Origin of the sequence: Micromonospora sp. CNB394 (assembly GCF_000374985.1) — a bacterium.
Lineage (GTDB): Bacteria > Actinomycetota > Actinomycetes > Mycobacteriales > Micromonosporaceae > Micromonospora > Micromonospora marina.
This window is the reverse complement of record NZ_KB895826.1, coordinates 63,518-84,480: the sequence shown is the minus strand read 5'-3', so window position 1 is coordinate 84,480 and position 20,963 is coordinate 63,518. Positions and strand designations below refer to the sequence as shown.

Below are 20,963 nucleotides of genomic sequence, written 5' to 3'. Positions count from 1 at the left end.
CCGCACCGGCTCCGGTCGTCAGCTCCCCGGTCCGATCAGGACCGGACCGCGTCCCTCGGCAGCGGGACCAGCGCCTGGCCGACCCGCTCCACCAGCAGCGCCATCTCGTAACCCACCTGGCCGACGTCGCAGCTGCGCGCCGCGAGCACGGCCATCGACGAACCGTCGCTGATGGACATCAGGAACAGGTAGCCGCTGTCCATCTCGATCACGGTCTGCAACACCCCGCCGGCGCTGAACATCCGCGCCGCGCCCTCGGTCAGGCTCACCACGCCGGAGGTGATCGCGGCGAGCTGGTCGGCCCGGTCGCCGGGCAGGTCCCGGGAGGAGGCGAGCAGCAGCCCGTCCGCGGACACCGCCACCACGTGCGCGATGCCCGCGACGCTGTCGGCGAAGTTGGTGAGAAGCCACCCCATGTCCTGCATGGCCGCCGGCCTGTTCATCGGTTCGTCTCCTTGGTCGAGGTGCTGTTCAGATCGGCGCCGGCCGTACGGCCCCGCTGGACGCCACGGTGGTAGGCGGAGAGCAGGCCGCGTACCTCGTCCGGCGTGCGCCGACTGCGGTCCCGGCCGCTCTTCGGCTCTATCCCGCCGGGCACGAGCTGGGCCTGCGGCACCCGCTTGGGCAGACCGGAGCGGGTGGTGCCGCCGGTGGTGGGCTCCGCGGCACGGTTGGCCCGCGACCAGCCCTCGTCGGCCGCCGTACGCCAGGCCTCCGGGTCGATCGACGGCGCGGGCGCGGGCTCGGCGGCGGGTGGCGCCGGGGGCGGCGTCGCGGCCGCCGGCGGCGTGGCCGGAACGTCCGGCGGGCTGTAAGCGGGCGGCGTGGTCAGCCCCGACGCCTGGGCCCCCGGGGTGCGGGTGGGCAGCTTCGGACGTGCCGACGCCGTGGGGGGTGCCACCGCCGGCTGTGCCGGCGCGGGCGGCTCGTCGAACGTGGGACGGGTGAAGATCGTGGTCTCGTCGTCTCCGTGCGAACGGAACCAGACCGCCTCCATCTCCCGGAATATCGGCGCCTCGGCCCGCTGTTCGGGCCGGGCCACCACCGGCGTCGCCGGCGTGCTCTCCACCGCCGGCGCCGCGGCCAGCGGCTGGTAGGCCGGAGGCGCGGCCTGGGACGCGGGTGCCGTGGTCTCGACACCCGGCGTCCGCTTCGGCAGGGGGTCCAGCGCCGGGTACGCCACCGTCGGTCCCCCCGCCGACCAGCCCGCTCCGGAGACCGGAGCCGGCGCGGTCGCGGGCGCGGGCGCCGCGGCCACCGGGGCGGGCGTCGCCACCGTGGGCAGCGCGCCGGTCGCCCCACCCAGCTGCACGGCGGGCGTGGTGTCGCGCGTCTCGGCGGGCGTCTGCCACCGGGACGGCGGAGCGGTGGTCGTCCCGCGCCACTGGTCGGCGAGCGTCGCGGTGGCCGCGCCCCGCCCGGCGCCGGCGAGTGCGTCGGTGCCGCCGACCTGGCTGAGCGGCGACTGCTCGACGGCGAGCGGCTGACGCGGCCGGGTCAGCGGGGCCTGGCCCCGGTTGGCCGGCAGCACGACTGTCGAGTTCGGCAGCGTGACCTGGGCGACGGTGCCGCCCTCGACGTTGCGGCGCAGCTCGACGCGGATCCCGTAGCGGGACGCGAGCCGGCTCACCACGGCCAGGCCCATCAGCCGGAACGCCGCCACGTCGACGGTCGGCGGCGCGGCCAGGCGCCGGTTGAGCGAGTCGAGTTGGTCGTCGCTGAGGCCCAGACCGCGGTCCTCGATCTGGATCAGCACGTAGTCGCGGATCCGGCGGCCGTCGGCGACCACTGCGGTGTTCGGTGGCGAGAACCGGGTGGCGTTGTCGAGCAGCTCGGCGACCAGCCGGACGACGTCGTTGACGGCGTGCGCGGCGACCGAGATGTCGTTGTCGACGGTGCCGAACTCGATCCGGTTGTAGAGCTCGACCTCGGACTGCGCAGCGCGCAGCACGTCGACCAGGAGCGCGTCGTCGCGACGCGGCACGGCCGAGTCGGCGCCGGCGAGCACCAGCAGGTTCTCGTCGTTGCGGCGCATCCGGGTGGCGAGGTGGTCCAGCTCGAACAGCTGCGCCAGACGCTTCGGGTCCTCTTCGGACCGCTCGATCGCGTCCAGCTCGCCGATCATCCGGTCGACCAGGCTCTGCGAGCGGCGGGCCAGGTTGAGGAACATCGCCGAGACGCTCGTCCGCAGTGCGGCCTGTTCGGCCGCGACCCGGACCGCCTCGCGGTGGACCACGTTGAAGGCCACTGCCACCTGGCCGACCTCGTCGCGGTTGCTCAGCTTGATCGGATCCCGTACCTGCTGGACGATCTCGTCCACGCCGCCGTCGCCGATGGCGTTGACGTTCTGGAGCCGACTCACCGCGTCCGGCAGGTCGTGGTTGGCCACGGCGAGCGCGCCCTCACGCAGCCGCCGCAGCGAGTCGTTGAGCGAGCGGGCGAGCACCACGGCGAGCGTCACCGCGACCGCGAGCGTGAGCAGCACGAGCAGGCTCTCCACGATCGCCTGCCGGATCACGTCGGCGCGTACCTCGTCGGCGTCGGCGAGCATGTCGTCCAGGAGCTGGATCTCGGCCCACCGCATCAGGTCGTCGACCGCGCCGACGGCGGCGGACGCCTCGTCGCGGGTGACCAGCGCCGGGCGCCCGACGGACCGGGAGATGTCGCCGGCGACCCGGTCGGCGAGCTGGACGGCGTCACCGGAGACGGTGCGGTCCACCAGGGCCCGCTGGCTCGGCGTCGCGGTCCGGGAGAAGGTGAGCAGCGCCTCCTGCTGACCGGTGAGCGTGGCCACGAAGGACGAGAACTGCTCCTCGTCGACCGCGCCGCCGTCGAGTGCGGTGAAGGCCACCGCCTGCTCCTCGGCCACCTCGGCCTTGGCGTGGGCGAACGCGGCCACCGCACGGCGGGCGTCGGCCAGGCTGTCCGCGCCCGGTTGCTGGGCCAGCGCGTCGCTGTACGCGACCAGGTCGTCCAGCACGATGCCGTAGCGCAGGGCCGCCTCGGCCACCGGCATCTGCAGCCGGTCCAGCACCTCCTGGCGGGTGCCGTTCAACGTGGACAGGTGGGCGTCGATCACCCTGAGCTGGTTGCTGATGGCGCCCGTCAGGTCGCCGAGCCTGCCCCGCTCGTCCTGGTACGCCGCGATGCGCTCGTCGGTCTGGCGCACCCGCAGGTTGTAGGCGTCCGGCTTCTGGTTCGCGTCGGCCAGGAAGACCGCCGCCGCCATCCGCTCCTTGTGCAGGTCCTGGGTGAGCGCCGCGATGTCGACCGACACCGCGCTCAGCGCCCGGACCTGGTCCGCCTCGTACGCGCCCTGACCGACCGAGACGAGTCGGATAGTTGCCAGTGCGATGACAGCTGCGACCGGAACGACCAGGATGAGGGCGAGCTTGGAGCGGATCCGCGCGTCGCGCAGCCTGGGCAGGCGCCGGCGCCGGTTCCGCTGTTCGGCGTCGGGGGTCCCGGGCAGGGCCGTAGGTCCGGTGCTCACGACATCGCCTCCGTCGTTTCTTCCACGCGCGACCCGCTGACCCGTGCCTGGCGCAGCGGCCAGCGCCGCGCGCGGCACGGCCGCGATTTCATCAGACGAGATCCTGTTTGGGAAGCCGCAGTGAGGCAGGAAACGGTCGCGGCTGACGCAACCCGGGATCCGATCACCTAATACCTTCTTTTCTCCGACCCCCTGATCAGGGGATGTCACTCCAGAGTGGTCATACGCTTCTGTGCAGTAATTGTCGGTTAATGCTCCGTGACCCCAGCATGTGGGATGGTTGTCCCGAAACAGCACCCGACATCCCCGCTTGACCACAGGCCCCGGCATTGGCAAGGTTTTGCAGGCTTCGCGCACACCGTACGGCAAACCAATCCCGTTCCTCCACTGAGGACGGACGAGCGGCGGTGGTCGGGCGTCGGCCCGCGCCGCACCTGGAGGACTGAGTTGAGCCCCATCCGCTCCGCGAGCATCGCGGCGCTCGCATCGGCCGTGCTGGCCACCACGCTCACCGGCTGCGGGATCGGCGGGGAACCGCAGGACACCAGCCCGATCGTGATCGCCGCCGACCTGGAACTCTCCGGCGCGTCGGCGCCGGTCGGCAAGGTCTACCAACGGGCTCTGCAACTGAAGGTCGAGCAGTTGAACGCCTCCGGCGCGCTGGGCGGCCGGAAGATCGATCTGCGGGTCAAGGACAACCGCTCGGACGCGGCGGAGTCCTTGCGGAACATCAACGATTTCAGCAGTGACTCACGCGTGAGCGCGGTCATCATGGGCGGCTGCAACGAATGCGCCGTCGGCGCGGCCCGAACGATCGGCGAGAAGCGCATTCCGACGATCGCACTCGGGTCGTCGAGTGCCATCACCGAGCCGGTGGCCGAGCGCCGATATGTCTTCAAGCTCGCCCCGAACGCCACCGACAGCGCCGCCGCGCTCGTCGGTGAACTGGACCGGCGCAACATCCGCAAGGTGGCGCTGCTGCACAGCGCCGAGGGCTACGGCCAGGAAGGGCTCGCCGCCCTGCGCCGCGAACTGAGCAAGACCCCGATCAAGCTGGTCGGCAACGAGTCGGTGCGGGTCACCGACACCGAGGTCGGCACGCAGATCAACGAGCTGATCGACGGCAAACCGCAGGCACTGGTCCTGTGGACCACGCCGGAGCAGGCGATGCTCGCCGCCACCACCGCCCGGCAGAGCAAGTTCCGCGGGTCGCTGTTCTTCGACGCCACGGCCGCCGGCGACCTCTTCCTGGGCCCGTCGGCCCGCTCGACCGACGAGGCGACGCTGATCTTCACCCAGACCATGGTGATCGACGACGTGATCGCCACCACCCCGGCCAAGGCCGCGCGACGGCAGTGGTTCCAGGACTACACCGCCCGGTTCGGCGGCTACAACGGCTTCTCCTCGTTCGCGGCGGACGCGGTCCAGCTGATCGCCGACGCCGAGCAGCGGGCCGGCGGCGAGCCGGGCACCGTCCACCGGGACGCGCTGCGTGACGTGCTGGAGACCTCGCAGCTCGACGGGCTGTCCGGGCCGATCCGGATGACGCCGGACAACCACTCCGGCTTGATGCCGCAGGCGTTGACGACGCTGGTAGCTCGGGGTGGTCGCTGGCGGCTCGCTGGTTAGTCACTGTTGGGGGCGTGGCCCCACCGCAACCGGCTCAGGCTTGATACCTGCGCCGGTTTGCGGTGGGGCCACGCCTGTCGTGGTCGGCCGCCAGCCGTGGGGTTGATGTCTTCTTCTGGGTTCTCGGTCGACGTCGGGTTCTCCTGTCTGGGGCTCAGCGGGCTGAGGTGGTGGCCCGCACCCAGGGCAGGGCCAGGCGCTCGACCAGGCTCAGGGCCGCGTAGAGCACGATGCTCATCAGTGCCACCAGCACGATCGCCGCCCAGGCGGTCGCGGTGTCACCGACGCCGTTGTACTGGAGGATCTGATACCCCAGGCCCGGGCGGTCGGAGTAGAACTCCCCGATCACCGCCCCGATCGCGGCCAGCGGCATGGCCACCTTGAGCCCGACGAAGATCTGCGGCAACGCCGCCGGGAAGCGCACCTTGCGGAACGACTGCCACCACGAGGCGTTGAGCGACCGACCCAGCTCCGCCAGATCCGCCGGAGTGGTGGTCAGGCCGGTCGCGGTGGAGAGCACGATCGGGAAGAAACAGAGCAGGAAAACCATGGTCAGGATGGGTTTCTGCCCCCAGCCCACCGCCACGACCAGCAGCGGCCCGAACGCGATCTTCGGGACCGCGTTCACCGCCACCAGCAGCGGCGCGAACATCCGCTCCACCCGGCGGGAGGCGGCCAGCGCCATCCCGATCAGCACCCCGGCCACCGACGAGAGCAGGAAGCCGAACAGGGTCATCCAGGTGGTGATGCCCAGCGCGGGCAGCAGCACCTCCGTGGTGCCGGTGAGGGACTTCCCCACCGCCTGCGGCGGGGGCAACGCGGCCGGGTGCACCAGGTTCAGGCCCGAGGTGACCAGCCACCAGGCCGCCACCGCGATCACCAGTCCCAGCGCCGGCAGTCCGACCGCCGCCGGGCGTACGGCGACCCCGCGCCGGACCGTCGGGCGCGGCGGCGCCTCCGGCCGGGCCTCGGTCGACTGTGTCAACGTGTCCTCCTCTCTGCGCCGGTCGGTGTGACCGGCACGGGAAGGGGGTGCGCCCCACCGGGGTGTCCGGCGGGTCGCACCCCCGTTGGCCCGAGCGGACCGGTCAGGCCTTCGGCGCGAGGTTGAAGTCGATGATCTGGTCCGGGGTGAGGTTCTGCTTGAGCGAACCGGCGCCCTGGAGCAGCGCGATGCTCTTGGCCACCCGGCCGCTGTCGAGCGTGCCGATCGCGGTGCCGGAGTTGCTCGACCGGACGTACGCCGCCATCAGCGCAAGCTCGGCGGAGGCCGCGGCCGGCACGGCGGCCGGCACGTTCTTCTTCAGGATCTCGGCCGCCTCGTCCGGGTTGGCCAGCGAGTACTCCAGGCCCTTGAGCAGCGCGGCAGTGAACTTCTTCACCATCTCCGGCTTCTCCTTGGCGATCTTCGTGGATGTGATCAGCGCGTTGCCGTAGAGGTCCTGCATCACGTTGCTGTACGGCAGGATGACCGGCTCCTTCTTGGTCACCGTCTTCACCGTCGGCTGGCCGACGACGAACTGGCCGATGCCGTCCACCGAACCCGAGCCGAGCATGCCGATCAGGCCCTGCGCCTCACCGTTGACCCAGGTCACCTTGCTGCCGTCGATGCCGGCCAGCCGCGCGTACGTCGGGAAGAGGTTGCGCACGACGGACGTCGGGGTGTCGGCGAGCTTCTTGCCCTCGAGGTCCTTCGGGGTGGCGATGTTCTTGCCCTCGACCGTGACGATCGCGGCCATGGTGCGCTGCTGGATCGCGGCCACCGCCACGAAGTCCTTCGCCTGACCGTTGCCGAGCTGGAGGATGCCACCGGTCAGGTCGATCGGGCCGAAGTCGGCCTGGCCGCCGGTGATGGTCTGGATGACGGAGCCCGTGCCCTGACCGGGCTTGATGTCGACCTCGAAACCGGCCTCCTTGAAGAAGCCCTTGTCCTTCGCCACCCAGGCGTAGGAGTCACGCCCGAAGTTGCCGAACGAGGTGAGGTACGTCACCTTCTCCAGCGCCGCGCCGTTGCCGCCGCCGCTCTCGGACTTCTCCGAGTCGCTGCTGCAGCCGCCCACCAGGGCGAGGGCGGTGGCCAGAGCCGCGGCGGCGACCGTACGGGTCAGCCTTCTCATCAGTGCACCATGTCCTTTCCGACCAGGACTTCTTCGCCGGTCGGGTCGTGGGTCCGACGGGGTCGGCACATGGGTTCGGCCGACTGGACCGTCGTGAGGGGACTCTTCGCGCGCAACAGCGTACGAGAAGGTGGATGAACCGCCGCCGCCGTCCCGGTTGCGGAACGGAAACGAAGTTGCGTGACAGAAAGCGGACTGACGTCCACCCCGGACGGTGCTATATGGCCGGTCCGCTACGCTAGCCCGGCTCGCGTTCGCCAACGACGTGGAAGGGAGCCGGCGGGAGATGATCCGACTGTCCGGGGTGTCCCGCACCTTCGACGGCCGTTCGGGGCGGGTGGAGGCGTTGCGCGGCATCGACCTCGACGTCGCCGAAGGCGAGTTCGTCGCCGTCCTCGGCCGCTCCGGCTGCGGCAAGTCCACGCTGCTGCGCATGATCGCCGGTCTGCTGCCGGTCACCGGCGGTGAGATCACCGTGGACGGTACGCCGATCACGAAGCCCCGCCGCGACGTGGCGATGCTGTTCCAGCGGCCGGCACTGCTGCCCTGGCGCTCGGTGCTGGACAACGTGCTGCTGCCGGTGGAGATCTTCGGCTGGCGCCGGGCCGAGCACCGCGACCGGGCCCGCAAGCTGCTGGAGATGGCCGGGCTGGGCGGCTTCGAGAAGCGCCTCCCGCACGAGCTGTCCGGCGGCATGCAGCAGCGCGTCTCGCTGTGCCGGTCGCTGATCGGCTCACCCCGGGTGATGCTGATGGACGAGCCGTTCTCCGCGCTCGACGCGCTCACCCGTGAGGAACTCTCCGGCGAACTCCAGCGGGTGCACATGGAGACGAAGGCGACGATCGTCTTCGTCACCCACTCGATCGACGAGGCGGTACTGCTCGCCGACCGGGTCGTCGTGCTCAGCCCGCGCCCCGGCCGCATCCGCGAGGTGGTCGAGGTGAACGTCCCCCGGCCCCGCACGCTGGGCCGCCACGAACACCTGGCCGACGTCGCACGGATCAGCGCCGAGCTGCACGAACTGCTGATGGAGCGGGACGCCCCGGGCGTACCCGTGGGAGGACGGTGACCATGCGGGTCTCGGTGTTCACCGAACCCCACCGCGGTGCGGACTACGACGACCAGCTCCGGTTCGCCCGGCTGGTCGAGGAGACCGGCTTCGAGGGCTTCTTCCGGGCCGACCACTACCGGGCCATGGGGGACGAGCCGGCGCTGCCCGGCCCCACCGACGCCTGGCTGACGCTCGCCGCGCTGGCCCGGGAGACCTCCCGGATCCGGCTCGGCACGCTCGTCACGTCCGCCACGTTCCGGCTCCCCGGGCCGCTGGCGGTCATGGTCGCCCAGGTCGACCGGATGAGCGGCGGCCGGGTCGAGCTGGGCATCGGCGCCGGATGGTACGAGCGCGAGCACACCGCGTACGGCATCCCGTTCCCGCCGGTGAGCGAGCGCTTCGACCGGCTGGCCGAGCAACTGGAGATCGTCACCGGGCTGTGGCGCACCCCGTCCGACGAGACGTACAGCTTCACCGGTGAGCACTACCGCCTGGTCGACGCCCCCGCGCTGCCCAAGCCGGTGCAGCAGCCCGGCCCGCCGGTGATCGTCGGCGGCCGGGGACCGAAGCGCACCCCCGAGCTGGCCGCCCGCTACGCCGACGAGTTCAACATGCCGTTCAAGAGCGTGGCCGAGACCGCCGTCGCGTACGAGCGGGTGCGGGAGGCGTGCGACCGCGCCGGGCGGGACGCCTCCGGCCGCGCGCCGCTGACGCTCTCCGCCGGCATCGTGGTGGCGATCGGGCGCACCGACGCCGAGGCGCAGCGCCGGGCCGCGCCGCTGCACGTCACGAGCGCGCTGCCGCCGGAGGACCCGGTGGTCGGCTCCCCCGCCCAGCTGGTCGACCGGATCGGCGAGTTCGCCGCGATCGGTGCCACGCGGGTCCACCTGCGCCTGATCGACTTCGACGACCTCGACCACGTGGAGCTCATCGCCGCCGAGGTGCTCCCCCGCCTGGACGGACCGCGATGACCGACACCTCCGCCGACCTCGAACTCGGCCCGGTGGGCCAGGAGATCGTGTACGAGAACGACCGGGTACGCGTCTGGCACATCCGGCTGGAGCCGGGTGAGCGGCAGCCGCTGCACCGCCACGACCACCCGTATCTGGTGGTGGCGATCCAGGGCGCCAAGAACGTGGTGCAGACGGTCGACGGCCACACCATCGACGCCGACGAGCCGACCGGCGGCGTGGTCTACCGCGACCCGGGCGCGGTGCACATGCTCACAAACGTCGGCGACACCACCTACCTCGCGCGCCTGGTCGAACTGTTGTAGCCGCACCGGCGGGTTCGCCGCGCCGCGCGGCGGCAAGGTGGCGATCGGGGGCACCGGGCCGTAACGTGCCCGACATGGCCTTTCGGACGTGGGGCAGGCTGCTGCTCACGGCGCTCGGGGTGAGCGTGCTGGCCGGGGCCGGCCAGTTGGGCATCGCGTACGGCTTCGGAGTCGTACGCCTCGACGGCGCGTTCGTCGACGTCTCGGTCAACCGGTGGCCCGCCCAGCTCGTCTGGGTGGGCTGGTTCGCCGCTGTCGCCACGGTCGCCGGAGCCGTCCTCACCGAGCGCTTCGCCCGCCGCGACGGCGATCAGGGCGGCACCACCGAACTGCTCTCCATCGCCGGCGTCAGCGCGCTGGGCGCGATGGTGGTCGCCCCGCTGTGCATGCAACCGGCCCGCGCGGCCGAGCTGGGCGGATCCGTCGACCCGGGCTGGGCGGCCGGCATCTGCGCCGCCCTCGGCGCGGTGGTCGGCGCGGGCGCCGCGATCGCCGTCCTGCTCAAGCCGCCGTTCGGCTGGGGCGTGGCGATCACCGCCGGGACCGTCTGGCTGATGGCGTTGCTGTCCGTCGCGCCCACGATCGTCTCCAACCGCCCGCTGGACACGGTACGGCTCGGCGTACTCGAACCGTCCTGGCTCGATCCGGAGGCGGCGCAGCGCCTGTCCATGCTGGTGCTGCCGGTGCTCGCGCTGGTGGCCGGCGGGGCGGTCGGCGTGCTCGCCCGCCGGGCCGACTGGCCGCCGCTCGTCGGCGGGGCGGCCGGTGCGGCCGGCCCGGTGCTCGTCGCGTTCGCCTACCTGACCGCCGGTCCCGGCTCGGCGGTCGACCGCTACCAGGTCGCGCCCTACTACGGCGCGCTGATCGCCGTGGTCGCCGGAGCGCTCGGCTCGACCGCCACCACCGTGCTGCCCCGCCCGGTCACCGCCACCGGTGATCCCGAGGCCGTCGAGGCCACCGACATCCTCGCGCCACTGCCGCACTCGTCCGCTCCGGGTGTCCCGGCCGCCCCGCCCGCGCCTCCGGTGACGAGCGGTGCCGCCGCACCGGCGCACTGGGACTGGCCGGAGTCCGGCGGCCCGGCGACGGCTCCGGCCGATACCGATCCTCCCGCCGCCACGCAGCCGGCCGCCGCTCAGCCGCCCGCCGCCGCTCAGCCGCCCGGCGACCGCCCGGCCGTCGTCGACACGCGCCACGGCCAGCCCATGCCGGGTCTGCTGCCCCCGGGGCGCCGGACCTCGGCCATCGACGTCCTCGCCGCCGGCCGCCCGGTCCCGGGTACGGGCACGGCACATGCGGAGGGCACCGGCGAGGCGACCACCTCGGACCGCACCGGCACCGCCGACCGGCCCGCTGACACCTCCACAGTCACCCCCGTGGACGGCACGGACACCTCCCGTGCCGCACCGGGACCGGAAGCTGCGACGACCGCGCCACGGGTGACCCGGCCGCGCCGTACCGGCCCCGGCCGGTCCAGCGGGACGACCGACGGATCGACGTCACCCGCCGACGAGACCACCACTCCCCGCGCCACGGACGCCACCTCCCCGAGCGCCGGTGCGGGCACCGCCTCGAAGGACGCGTCGCCGGTCACCGGCGGCACGACCGCGAGCCACGTCCCCGGCCCGCGTACGGACAGCAGCGCCCCCGCCGGGCCGGTCGCGGCCGACACGGACAGTGACCCCGCCGCCACGCCACCGGCCGAAGCCACCGGAGACAGCGGCGCGGCGGGCCGTACCACCCGCTCCCGGCGTCCCCGCACCCCGAAGACCGGACCGCGCGCCGGCGGCCCGGCCGTCCCCGGGTCCGGTGCGGCCGGCACCGCACCGATCCCCCAGGCCACGAACCCGGCCCGGGACGGCGCGAGCGTCGCCTCGGCACCGGACCCCGGCACACCGGCCGGTACCAGCCCGGCTCCCGGCACCGCCACCGGGGATCCCGCACCGGCCGGACGCAGCTTCTTCTTCGACGACCCGGCGCAGGCCCCGTCGTCCCGGCCCCGGTTCCCGATGTTCGAGGACGTCACCGGCACGCCCGGCGAGGTACGCCCGGCCTGGCCGCTCACTCCGGCGTCCCGCCCGCACCGCGCGACCACCGCACCGGACGCACCGGCGCGGGACGGCGCGGAGGCGACCACCCCGGCCGAGCCGCCGCACCCCCGTCACCGGGGACTGCCGGAACCGGGCGCGAGCACCGGGTGGGACGCGCTCGCCACGAACGCCCGCCCCGCCGGACCGGTCGCCCGCCCGGAGCCGGGGACGGCGGTCGCCCGCCCGGAGCCGGGGACGGCGGTCGCCCGCCCGGAGCCGGAGACGGCGGTACCGGCCGAGGTTGGCACGGCGCTGCCGGAGGCCACCGCGGCGGAGACGGAGACGGACTCCCGGCGCGGGCGGCACGCCGAGACGGACGACACCGACGCTCCCGCCGGGAAGCCGAAGAACCGGCGCGGCCTGTTCCGGCGCAACCGGGCCAGGAACGAGCCGGAGCCGACCGACCGTACGGCCGAGCCCGGCGACGCGGGTGACGACGAGTACGTGGACTGGGTCGCCGGTCTCGCCTCGGACGACAACGCCGACGACGCCCGCTCGCTGCGTACCGGGCGGCACCACCGCGACTGAACGGCGACCGGGGCGGACCGGAACGCACGGCCCGCCCCGGCCTCGCTCATGCCAGCGGCAGGTAGACCCGTGACCCGGAGGCGACGAACTCCTCCGACTTGCCGCGCATGCCCCGCGCCGCGTAGTCCTTCAGCTCCTGGGTGATCTTCATGGAGCAGAACTTCGGCCCGCACATCGAGCAGAAGTGCGCGGTCTTCGCCGGCTCGGCGGGCAGCGTGGCGTCGTGGTACGCCCGCGCGGTCTCCGGGTCGAGCGCCAGGTTGAACTGGTCCTCCCAGCGGAACTCGAACCGGGCCTTGGAGAGCGCGTCGTCCCACGCCTGCGCGCCGGGGTGCCCCTTGGCCAGGTCGGCCGCGTGTGCCGCGATCTTGTACGCGATCACGCCCGCCTTCACGTCGTCGCGGTCCGGCAGCCCCAGGTGCTCCTTCGGGGTGACGTAGCAGAGCATCGCGGTGCCGAACATGCCGATCATCGCCGCGCCGATCGCGGAGGTGATGTGGTCGTACGCGGGCGCGACGTCGGTGGTCAGCGGCCCGAGCGTGTAGAACGGCGCCTCGTGGCACCACTCCTGCTGGAGGTCCACGTTCTCCTTGATCTTGTGCATCGGCACGTGCCCGGGGCCCTCGATCATCACCTGGACGTCGTACTCCCAGGCGACCTTCGTCAGCTCACCGAGCGTGCGCAGCTCGGCGAACTGCGCCTCGTCGTTGGCGTCCGCGATGGAACCGGGACGCAGCCCGTCACCGAGGGAGAACGTGACGTCGTACTTCGCGAGCAGCGCACACAGCTCCCGGAAGTTCGTGTAGAGGAAGTTCTCCTCGTGGTGCGCCAGGCACCAGGCCGCCATGATCGAGCCGCCCCGGGACACGATCCCGGTCACCCGGTCCACCGCCAGCGGCACGTACGGCAGCAGCACCCCGGCGTGCACTGTCATGTAGTCGACGCCCTGCTCCGCCTGCTCGATCACCGTCTCGCGGAACACCTCCCAGCTCAGCTTCACCGGGTCGCCGCCGACCTTCTCCAGCGCCTGGTAGATCGGCACCGTGCCGATCGGCACCGGCGCGTTCCGCACGATCGCCTCGCGGGTCTCGTGGATGCGCTTGCCGGTGGACAGGTCCATCACGGTGTCCGCGCCCCACCGGGTCGCCCAGGTCAGCTTCTCCACCTCCTCGGCCACCGACGAGGTGACCGCCGAGGTGCCGATGTTGGCGTTGACCTTCACCAGGAACGCCTTGCCGATGATCGCCGGCTCGCACTCCGGGTGGTTGACGTTCAGCGGCAGCACCGCCCGGCCGGCCGCGATCTCGTCCCGCACGAACTCCGGCGCCACCGACTCCCGGATCGCCACGAACTCCATCTCCGGCGTGACGATCCCGGCCCGGGCGTACGCGAGCTGCGTCGGCCGCTTCCCGTCCACGCCCGCCAGCGGCGTACCGGCGCCGCGCACCGGGGCGACGTCGCCGCGCTCGGCGATCCACCGGCCGCGCAGCGCGGGCAGCCCCACCTCCGGGTCGGAGCCGGGACCGGAGGTGTCGTACAGCCGTACCGGCGGGTTGTCCCCGGTCAGCGTCACCTCGGCGAACGGCACCCGGATGTCCGGGCGTGCCCCTTCCACGTACACCTTGCGACGTGCCTGCATGACAGCCTCCCTGTCGCTCAAGCGGACCAGCCGAAGTGGTCCAGCGGGCCGCGTCCCGCGCCCAGCTCCCAGCCCCGCGCGCCGGTCAGCGCGCGGGTGACGTACTCCTTGGCGGCCGCCACCGCCACCGGCACCGCGTCGCCCGCGGCGAGCCGGACCGCGACGGCGGCCGAGAACGAACAGCCGGTGCCGTGGTTGTGCCGGGTGTCCACCCGCGGCGCGCGCAGCAGCCGGGTGGTCCCGCCGCCGGCGAGCACGTCCACCGACTCGCCGTCGGCGTCCACGTCGCCGCCGGTCACCACCACGAAGGCCGGTCCGCGCGCCGCCAGCGCCTCCGCCGCCGCCACCATCTCCTCGACGGTGCCCACCGGGCCTCCGGTGAGGGCCGCGGCCTCCGCGCAGTTGGGCGTCGCCACCTCCGCGTACGGCAGCAGCCGCTCGACCGCCTCCACCACGCCGAGCCGGTGCCCGCTCGTGGCGACCAGCACCGGGTCGACGACCAGGTGCGGCAGCCGCCCGGCCCGGGCCGCTTCGGCCACCGCGTCGGCGACCGCCGGGGTGCCGAGCATCCCGCTCTTCACGGCCCGGACGTCGAAGTCACCGAGCACGCTGTCCATCTGGTCGCGTACGGTCTGCGGGGGCAGCGGCAGGACGGCGTCGACGCCCCTCGTGCTCTGCGCGGTGACGGCGGTGAGCACGCTCGTGCCGTACGCCCCGAGCGCGGCGAACGTCTTGAGGTCGGCCTGGATGCCCGCCCCGGCTCCGGAGTCGGAGCCGGCGATGCTCAGAACGGTTTTCGGCGTCACTGGTCCTCTTCTCCGGTGGTTGCGGTTGAGGGCTGGCCTTCGTCGGATCGCGCGAGGTGGGTGCGCGTCACACGGGTGGCCGCCTCCTGGAAGGCTCTGCCCAGCGTGGTGGCGGTTTCTCCCGGGTCGTCGGCGCGCATGATGGCGCCCAGGACTGCCACTCCGGTGGCGCCTGCCTCCACGCAGGCCGCTACCTGGGCCGGAGTTTCGATGCCGCCTAGGGCGAGCACCGGGACCGGGCTGGCTTTCACCAGCGCGGCGAGTCCGGCCGGTCGCAACGCGGGGCCGTAGCCGGGCTTCGTGCGGGTCTCGTAGACCGGGGACAGCGTCACGTAGTGCTCGGTGGTGAGCCGGGCCAGCTCGGCGGTGTCGTGGCAGGAGCGGCCGAACAGTCCGACGGCGGGCGGCGGGTACGGGCCCGCGGCGGGCAGGTGCACCGCGTCCCCGTCGAGCGGATCGGGTCCGGCGACGATCAGCGCGCCGCCCACCTCGGCGAGCACCGCGCGCAGGTCGACGGCGAGCGCGAGGCGCTCGGCGCGGGGCAGATCCTTCTCCCGCAGCACCACCCACCGCACACCCCCACCGACGGCACCCGCCACCACGTCGACGAGCGCCCCCCGGACGGCACGCCGATCGGTCAACACGACCACCCCGGTCGGGCCGGCGTAGATCTTGGTACGCGGCTGCCCCTCCAGGGGCGCTTCCATACCGAGATCCGCTACGCGTAAGGCGGTCACAGGTCGGGGCGTCCGGTGTCGGGGGTGGACGCCAGGGCGTGGAAGCGGCGGGCGATCCGGCCCGCGCCGTACGCCAGGCGCCCGGCCTCGACCGCGTACCGCATCGCCGTGGCCATCGCCACCGGGTCGGCGGCCCGGGTCACGGCGCTGGCCAGCAGCACCGCGTCGCAGCCCAGCTCCATCGCCAGCGCCGCGTCGGACGCCGTGCCGATGCCCGCGTCGAGCACCACCGGCACGTCGACCGCCTGCCGGATCAGCCGGATGTGGTGCGGGTTGCCGATGCCCAGCCCGGAGCCGATCGGCGACCCGGCCGGCATCACCGCCGCGCATCCCACATCGGCCAGCCGCCGGGCCAGCACCGGATCGTCCGAGGTGTACGGCAGCACGGTGAACCCGTCGGCCACCAGCTCCTCGGCGGCGCGCAGCAGCTCCACCCCGTCGGGCAGCAGCGTGCGCTCGTCACCGATCACCTCCAGCTTCACCCAGTCCGTGTCGAACGCCTCCCGGGCCAGGTGCGCCGTCTTCACCGCCTCCACCGCGGTCCGGCAGCCGGCCGTGTTCGGCAGCAGCCGTACGCCACACCGCTCCACCAGGTCGAGCAGGCCGCCCGACCCGCCGGGCGTGGTGTCCACCCGGCGCAGCGCCAGCGTCACCAGTTCGGTGCCGGAGGCGCTCATCGCCTGTTCCAGCACGTGCAGGTTGGCCGCGCCGCCAGTACCGAGGATGAGCCGGGAACCGAACGTGACCCCGCCGATCTCCCACGTGGACATCCGCTCACCCGCCCTGTGTGGCGCTGAGCACCTCGACCCGGTCGCCGTCGCGCAGCACGCTCGCCGACCAGCCGCCGCGCGGCACCACCTCGCCGTTCACCGCCACCGCGAGCCCACGCTCCCGGTCGGTCACGGTGCGGACCACCTCGGCGACTGTGACGCCCTCGGGCAGCGTCCGGCCGGTGCCGTTGACGATCAGTTCCACGTGCGCTCCTTCCCGAAGCGGTCCGGGGTGAAGGGGGCGAGCGCGGGATCCGGCTCGCCGGTGACGATCAGCTCGGTGACCAGGTCGGCGGTGACCGGGGTGAGCACGATGCCGTGCCGGTGGTGCCCGGTCGCGGCGAGCACGCCCGGCCGCCCGGGCAGCGGCCCGATGATCGGCGCGTTGTCGGGCGTACCGGGGCGCAGCCCGGCCACCGACTCCACCAGCTCGTACTCGACGAGTTCCGGCACCAGCTCCGCGGCGGCGCGCAGCAGCGTCAGCACGCCACCGGCGGTGACAGCGGTGTCCGCGCGCTCCTCGACCGTCGCCCCGACCACCACCTCACCGCTGTCCCGGGGCACCAGGTAGACCGGCTCGCTGTCCGCGTACCCCCGGATCACGTGCCGGAAGCCCGGCGGACCGCCACCCGGTGCGCGCAGCCGCAGCACCTGGCCCTTCACCGGCCGGACCGGCAGGCCGGTCAGGCCCGCCGCACCACACCCGGCAGCGACCACAGTGACCCGCGCGTCCACCTCGGACAGCGCACCGACGCGGCTCGGGCGCAGCTCCACCCCGGCGCGCTCCGCGGCCGTGCGCAACGCCGCGACCAGTCGCCGCGGGTCGACCTGATGGTCGCCGGGGGCGACCGCGCCGCCACGCACACGCGGCGCCAGCGCCGGCTCGCGGTCGCGCAGCTCCGAGGGGCGCAGCGGCGTGATCGGCAGCCCCAACCCCAGTTGGTACGACCACAGCCGCCGCGCCTCGGCGAGGTCGTCGGCGGTGAGCCCGACGACGAGCGTGCCCTCGGTGCGGTACCCGAGGCCGACGCCGCTCGCCCCGGCCAGCTCGGCGGCGAAGCCGGGCCAGCGGGCGGCGGACTCCACGAGCAGCGCGGTGAGTTCGTGCTCACCGAAGTACGCCTCGGCGACCGGCGACAGCATCCCGGCGGCCACCGACGAGGCACCCGATCCGGGCCGGTCGTCGTGCACCACCACGCGCAGTCCTCGCTGCGCGCACCGCCACGCGACAGCCCACCCCACCGGACCGCCCCCCACCACCGCCACATCGGTAAGGAAGGGCCCCCTGTTAACGCCTCCGGTAGAGGAAGGGCCCCCTCTTAACACGTCAGCGCCCGCAGCAGCTCGGCGGTGGCGTGCGCGGGATCGGCGGCCAGGCTGAGCGCGCCGACCACTGCCACCCCGTACGCCCCGGCGGCCCGCAACGCCGGCACGCTCGCTGCGGTCACCCCGCCGATCGCGATCACCGGCACGCCGACCGCCTCGGCGACCGCGCGTACCCCCTCGGGGCCGATCGGGTCCGGCAGGCCGGACTTGGTGGCGGTGACATGGCACGGGCCGACGCCCAGGTAGCTCGCGCCCGCGTCCACCGCCGCTCGGGCGCCCACCGGCTCCCGGGCGGTCGCCCCGAGCACCGCGTCCGGTCCGAGCACCCGGCGCGCGGCGGCCACCGGCAGGTCGTCCGCGCCGACGTGGCCCCCGGCGGCGTCCACCGCGAGCGCCACGTGCAGCCGGTCGTTGACCAGGCACAGTGCCCCGTACGGCCGGCACGCCTCGGTCACCCGGTGCGCCAGCTCGTACGCCTCCCGGTCGGTGGCGTCGACCTCCACGCGCACCTGCACGACGAGTTCGGCGCCCGCCACGGGCAGGGCGGCATCCAGCACGGCGAGCGGGTCACGCCCCGGCCGGGTGTCGGTGATGAGATGCAGTCGTCCCAGGGACAGCACGGCAACGCTCCTCCCTGCGCCGGCATTACCCGGATCAGGTTCGACGGTCGGGGGCTCCCAGCCCCCCTCTCAGCCCGGTCCGCACCGGGCTCCCGTGGGTCACTTGCGGCCTACCGTACGACGCCTCCCGCCCGTACGGAAGCCCGGGTGAGGTTTTTCCCAGGAACCGTGCACATGCCGTACCGGGGCGACGGGTGACGGTCTCGTCACGACACGCTGCCGGGATGTCCGTTCCCGCCCGTGTCCCGGGCCGCCTGGCGGTCCTGCCGTTCCGGGGCGGCCGTGCCGTCTCCGAGGGGCTGCTCACCTGGACGATGCTGCGCGGGCCGGCGTGGGTCCGCCTGCTGCCGGACGTGTACGTCCACCGGGACGCATACCGCGCCGACGACCACCGGATGTGGTGCGAGGCGGTGTCGTTGCGCCTGCCGCCGGGTGCCGTGCTCGCCGGGCGCAGCGCCGCCTGGCTGTACGGCGCAGACGTGCTCACCCGCGACGCACCGGTCGCCGTGCTGCTGCCGGCAGCCACTCGACTGCGCCCACACCCACGGTTGCGGGTGGTCCGGTCGCCGCTGCCGGAGCGGGACCGCACCCGCGTCGGCGGGCTGCCGGTCACCACCGGGCTGCGTACCGCGTTCGACCTGGGTCGGCAGGGTCCAGTCGCCGAGGCTCTGGTCGCCGTCGACGCGCTGCTGCGTCGACGGGTCGTGCAGCTGCCCGTCCTGCGGGCCTACGCCGCAGACCGCCCGGGCTGGCCGGGCGCTCCGCTGTTGCGCGAGGTGCTGGCGCTGGCCGAGCCGTTGAGCGAGTCCCCGATGGAGACGCGGCTGCGGCTGCTCCTGCTCGACGCCGGCCTCGGCCCGCTCGTCGCCCAGCACGAGGTGCGCGCCGGCGGACGCTTCGTGGCCCGGGTGGATCTGGCCTGGCCGGCGCTCCGCCTCGCGGTCGAGTACGACGGCGACCACCACCGCGAACGGGCTCACTTCCGGCGGGACGTGGCTCGCCTGAACGCGCTGCGCGCGGCCGGGTGGGTCGTGCTGCGGTTCACGGCCGACGACGTGTTACGCCGCCCGGACGCCACAGTCGCCCTGGTCCGCCAGGCCCTGGCGGAACGTCGCGCCACCGCGGCGGACCACTGATCCGCGCCCGCCGCCCGCCGGGCCGCCGGAGACACCACGGGCTCAAAGGCCGTCGCAGACACCCATGCCGTTCCACTCGTCGCCAGATCCAGCCGCCAGTGGAACGCCATGGGTGTCTCAAGGCCCTCTTGACACCCATACCGTTCCACCCATCGTGAGCGCTGCCTCTGGGTGGAACGCCATGGGTGCCTCGCGCGCGGGCAAGCCCCGGCGGGCGGCACGCCCGACGCGCGCACGGCACACCCGACGCGCGGACGGCACGCCGTACGCGCGAGCACACGCGCAGGCCCGACGTGGTCAGGGCGTCGGTGCGGCGAAGGCTGTCAGAGGATGGCGTCCAAGGCGTCCAGGTCCTCGTCGGTGGGCTGCCAGGTGCCGGCTTCGGCGTTGGCCCTCACCTGCTCGGGAGTGGTCGCCCCGGCGATCACCGACGTCACGGCGGGACGGGCCGCCAGACCGCCGACGGCCACCTGGAGCATGCTGATCCCGCGCTCGGCCGCGTACGCCTCGATCGCCTCGATGACGTCCCAGCGCGCGGCGGCCAGCCGCTCGGCGTACCGGCCGCCACCGGCCAGGCGGCTGCCCGCCGGGGGTGCCTCGCCCCGCTTGTACTTGCCGGTGAGCAGCCCGTTGGCGAGCGGGAAGAACGGCAGCATGCCGAGGCCGAACCGCTCGCAGGCCGGGATTACCTCGTCCTCCACCCCGCGCTCCAGCAGGGAGTAGTGGTTCTGCGCGGAGATGAACCGGGTACGCCCCTGCGACGACGCGGTCCAGTCGGCGTCGGCGATCTGCCACCCGGCGAAGTTGGAGTTGCCCAGGTAGCGCACCTTGCCGGCGGTCACCAGGTCGTCCAGCGCGGCGAGTGTCTCGTCGATCGGGGTGCCCGGGTCGGGCTCGTGCATCTGGTACAGGTCGATGTGGTCGGTGCCGAGCCGGCGCAGCGACGCCTCGACCGCGCGGGCGATGTAGCGGCGGGCACCCCGGGCGCCGTGATCCGGTCCGTTCGCGCCGTGCATGTCCATGCCGAACTTGGTGGCCACCACCACGTCGTCGCGGCGGCCCTTCAGTGCCTGGCCGAGCGTCTCCTCGGAGGCGCCCTGCGGCTCACCGTAGATGTCGGCGGTGTCGAAGAAGTTGATCCCGGCGTCGAGCGCGGCGTCCACCACGGCCCGGGTGCCGTCGAGATCGAGTTTGCGGCCGAAGTTGTTGCAGCCGATGCCGACCACTGACACCACGAGCCCGGAGTCGCCCAACCGGCGATAGGTCATCTCACTCACGAGATCCACCCTATGCCCGCAGGCCGGGCACCCACCCGGCGAGCACTTCAACCACGCACCTCGGCGGCCAACACCCGGGCGTCACCGATGGTCGCCGCCAGTTCCGCGGGGGTACGCCCCACCGCGCCCAGCAGCGCCTGCGCCCGCGCGGCGAAGTCCGGCGGCGCGCCCGGCAGGCGCCCGGCGGAGGCGATCATGCCCTTCTCGTTGACCAGCCACCGTCCGGCCCGTCCGTGCGGCGCGTGGACCAGCACCCCGACCACCCGGAACAGGCAGCCCACCACGTAGCCGGAGTCACCTCCGGCCGCGCCCTTGGCCGCGCCGTCGAGCAGCAGCCCGGCCTCCCAGCCACCGGCGACCAGCGCGGCGCCGAGCGCGGGCGGGTAGTCGGCGGTCTCGGCCCGCAGCGCGGTCAGCTCGCCGGTCGGGTCGGCGAGCACCCGCCCGAGCGCCACCTCCCCGGCGTAC

Annotated in this window: 19 protein-coding genes and 1 riboswitch; of the genes, 6 read left to right on the top strand and 13 right to left on the bottom strand. The window is 73.6% G+C overall.

Features of this window, described 5'->3' with window-relative positions; translation table 11 throughout:
* Window positions 1-35 precede the first annotated feature (35 nt).
* A complete protein-coding gene (locus tag C569_RS0104395; RefSeq protein ID WP_013288588.1) occupies window positions 36-443 on the bottom strand; it encodes a roadblock/LC7 domain-containing protein in 408 nt (135 codons plus the stop codon).
* A complete protein-coding gene (locus tag C569_RS0104390) occupies window positions 440-3,493 on the bottom strand; it encodes a sensor histidine kinase (protein WP_018784586.1) in 3,054 nt (1,017 codons plus the stop codon). The genes C569_RS0104395 and C569_RS0104390 overlap by 4 nt, the downstream gene beginning before the upstream one ends.
* Window positions 3,494-3,940: 447 nt before the next feature.
* Here C569_RS0104390 and C569_RS0104385 point away from each other — a divergent pair, with 447 nt between their 5' ends.
* Window positions 3,941-5,122, top strand: a complete 1,182-nt coding sequence (locus C569_RS0104385; RefSeq protein ID WP_018784585.1) for an ABC transporter substrate-binding protein — start codon at window positions 3,941-3,943, stop codon at window positions 5,120-5,122.
* A 154-nt stretch (window positions 5,123-5,276) separates the two neighbouring features.
* Here C569_RS0104385 and C569_RS0104380 read toward each other — a convergent pair whose 3' ends face one another.
* Window positions 5,277-6,107 (bottom strand): ABC transporter permease, encoded by an 831-nt coding sequence (locus C569_RS0104380; protein WP_018784584.1) that lies wholly within the window; start codon window positions 6,105-6,107, stop codon window positions 5,277-5,279.
* 103 nt (window positions 6,108-6,210) lie between these two features.
* On the bottom strand, window positions 6,211-7,239 hold the full coding sequence (locus tag C569_RS0104375; RefSeq protein WP_018784583.1) for an ABC transporter substrate-binding protein: 1,029 nt from the start codon (window positions 7,237-7,239) through the stop codon (window positions 6,211-6,213).
* A 286-nt stretch (window positions 7,240-7,525) separates the two neighbouring features.
* On the opposite strand from C569_RS0104375, the gene C569_RS0104370 reads away from it, so the two are divergent.
* The 4 genes from C569_RS0104370 (at window position 7,526) to C569_RS0104355 (ending at window position 12,184) form a co-directional block, all read left to right on the top strand.
* Window positions 7,526-8,308 carry an ABC transporter ATP-binding protein gene (locus C569_RS0104370; protein WP_018784582.1) on the top strand — a complete coding sequence of 261 codons (783 nt, stop codon included), beginning with the start codon at window positions 7,526-7,528 and terminating at the stop codon, window positions 8,306-8,308.
* Between the two features lie 2 nt (window positions 8,309-8,310).
* Complete coding sequence (locus tag C569_RS0104365) at window positions 8,311-9,261, top strand: LLM class F420-dependent oxidoreductase (RefSeq protein WP_026267687.1); 951 nt, start codon at window positions 8,311-8,313, stop codon at window positions 9,259-9,261.
* Window positions 9,258-9,566: a cupin gene (locus tag C569_RS0104360; protein ID WP_018784580.1), complete on the top strand. Its 309-nt coding sequence runs from the start codon at window positions 9,258-9,260 to the stop codon at window positions 9,564-9,566. Before C569_RS0104365 ends, C569_RS0104360 begins: the two co-directional genes overlap by 4 nt.
* 74 nt (window positions 9,567-9,640) lie before the next feature.
* A complete protein-coding gene (locus tag C569_RS0104355) occupies window positions 9,641-12,184 on the top strand; it encodes a hypothetical protein (RefSeq protein ID WP_026267686.1) in 2,544 nt (847 codons plus the stop codon).
* A gap of 46 nt (window positions 12,185-12,230) precedes the next feature.
* On the opposite strand, the gene thiC is transcribed toward C569_RS0104355, so the two are convergent.
* From thiC to thiE, 7 genes are all read right to left on the bottom strand, one after another.
* Window positions 12,231-13,823, bottom strand: coding sequence for a phosphomethylpyrimidine synthase ThiC (gene thiC, locus C569_RS0104350; protein ID WP_018784579.1), 1,593 nt, complete (start codon window positions 13,821-13,823; stop codon window positions 12,231-12,233).
* A gap of 17 nt (window positions 13,824-13,840) precedes the next feature.
* Complete coding sequence (gene thiD, locus C569_RS0104345) at window positions 13,841-14,629, bottom strand: bifunctional hydroxymethylpyrimidine kinase/phosphomethylpyrimidine kinase (protein ID WP_018784578.1); 789 nt, start codon at window positions 14,627-14,629, stop codon at window positions 13,841-13,843.
* Window positions 14,626-15,336, bottom strand: coding sequence for a thiamine phosphate synthase (locus C569_RS29815; protein WP_018784577.1), 711 nt, complete (start codon window positions 15,334-15,336; stop codon window positions 14,626-14,628). Before C569_RS29815 ends, thiD begins: the two co-directional genes overlap by 4 nt.
* A gap of 26 nt (window positions 15,337-15,362) precedes the next feature.
* Window positions 15,363-16,136, bottom strand: a complete 774-nt coding sequence (locus C569_RS0104335) for a thiazole synthase (protein ID WP_018784576.1) — start codon at window positions 16,134-16,136, stop codon at window positions 15,363-15,365.
* A 4-nt stretch (window positions 16,137-16,140) separates the two neighbouring features.
* Window positions 16,141-16,341, bottom strand: coding sequence for a sulfur carrier protein ThiS (thiS, locus tag C569_RS0104330; protein ID WP_013288601.1), 201 nt, complete (start codon window positions 16,339-16,341; stop codon window positions 16,141-16,143).
* The gene (thiO, locus tag C569_RS0104325) at window positions 16,332-17,462 is read right to left on the bottom strand and encodes a glycine oxidase ThiO (protein ID WP_196806674.1); all 1,131 of its coding nucleotides are present in this window, start codon (window positions 17,460-17,462) and stop codon (window positions 16,332-16,334) included. The genes thiS and thiO overlap by 10 nt, the downstream gene beginning before the upstream one ends.
* Window positions 17,456-18,082: a thiamine phosphate synthase gene (gene thiE, locus C569_RS0104320; RefSeq protein ID WP_018784574.1), complete on the bottom strand. Its 627-nt coding sequence runs from the start codon at window positions 18,080-18,082 to the stop codon at window positions 17,456-17,458. The genes thiO and thiE overlap by 7 nt, the downstream gene beginning before the upstream one ends.
* A riboswitch (TPP riboswitch) is annotated at window positions 18,077-18,188 on the bottom strand. It overlaps the preceding gene by 6 nt.
* A 118-nt stretch (window positions 18,189-18,306) precedes the next feature.
* Here thiE and C569_RS0104315 point away from each other — a divergent pair.
* The gene (locus C569_RS0104315; RefSeq protein WP_018784573.1) at window positions 18,307-19,218 is read left to right on the top strand and encodes a DUF559 domain-containing protein; all 912 of its coding nucleotides are present in this window, start codon (window positions 18,307-18,309) and stop codon (window positions 19,216-19,218) included.
* A 323-nt stretch (window positions 19,219-19,541) separates the two neighbouring features.
* Here C569_RS0104315 and C569_RS0104305 read toward each other — a convergent pair whose 3' ends face one another.
* Together C569_RS0104305 and C569_RS29810 are read right to left on the bottom strand one after the other, a co-directional pair.
* Entirely contained in the window at window positions 19,542-20,504 is a 963-nt protein-coding gene (locus C569_RS0104305; protein ID WP_026267683.1) for an aldo/keto reductase, read from the bottom strand.
* Between the two features lie 38 nt (window positions 20,505-20,542).
* Window positions 20,543-20,950 carry a hypothetical protein gene (locus tag C569_RS29810; RefSeq protein WP_018784571.1) on the bottom strand — a complete coding sequence of 136 codons (408 nt, stop codon included), beginning with the start codon at window positions 20,948-20,950 and terminating at the stop codon, window positions 20,543-20,545.
* Between the last annotated feature and the right edge of the window lie 13 nt (window positions 20,951-20,963).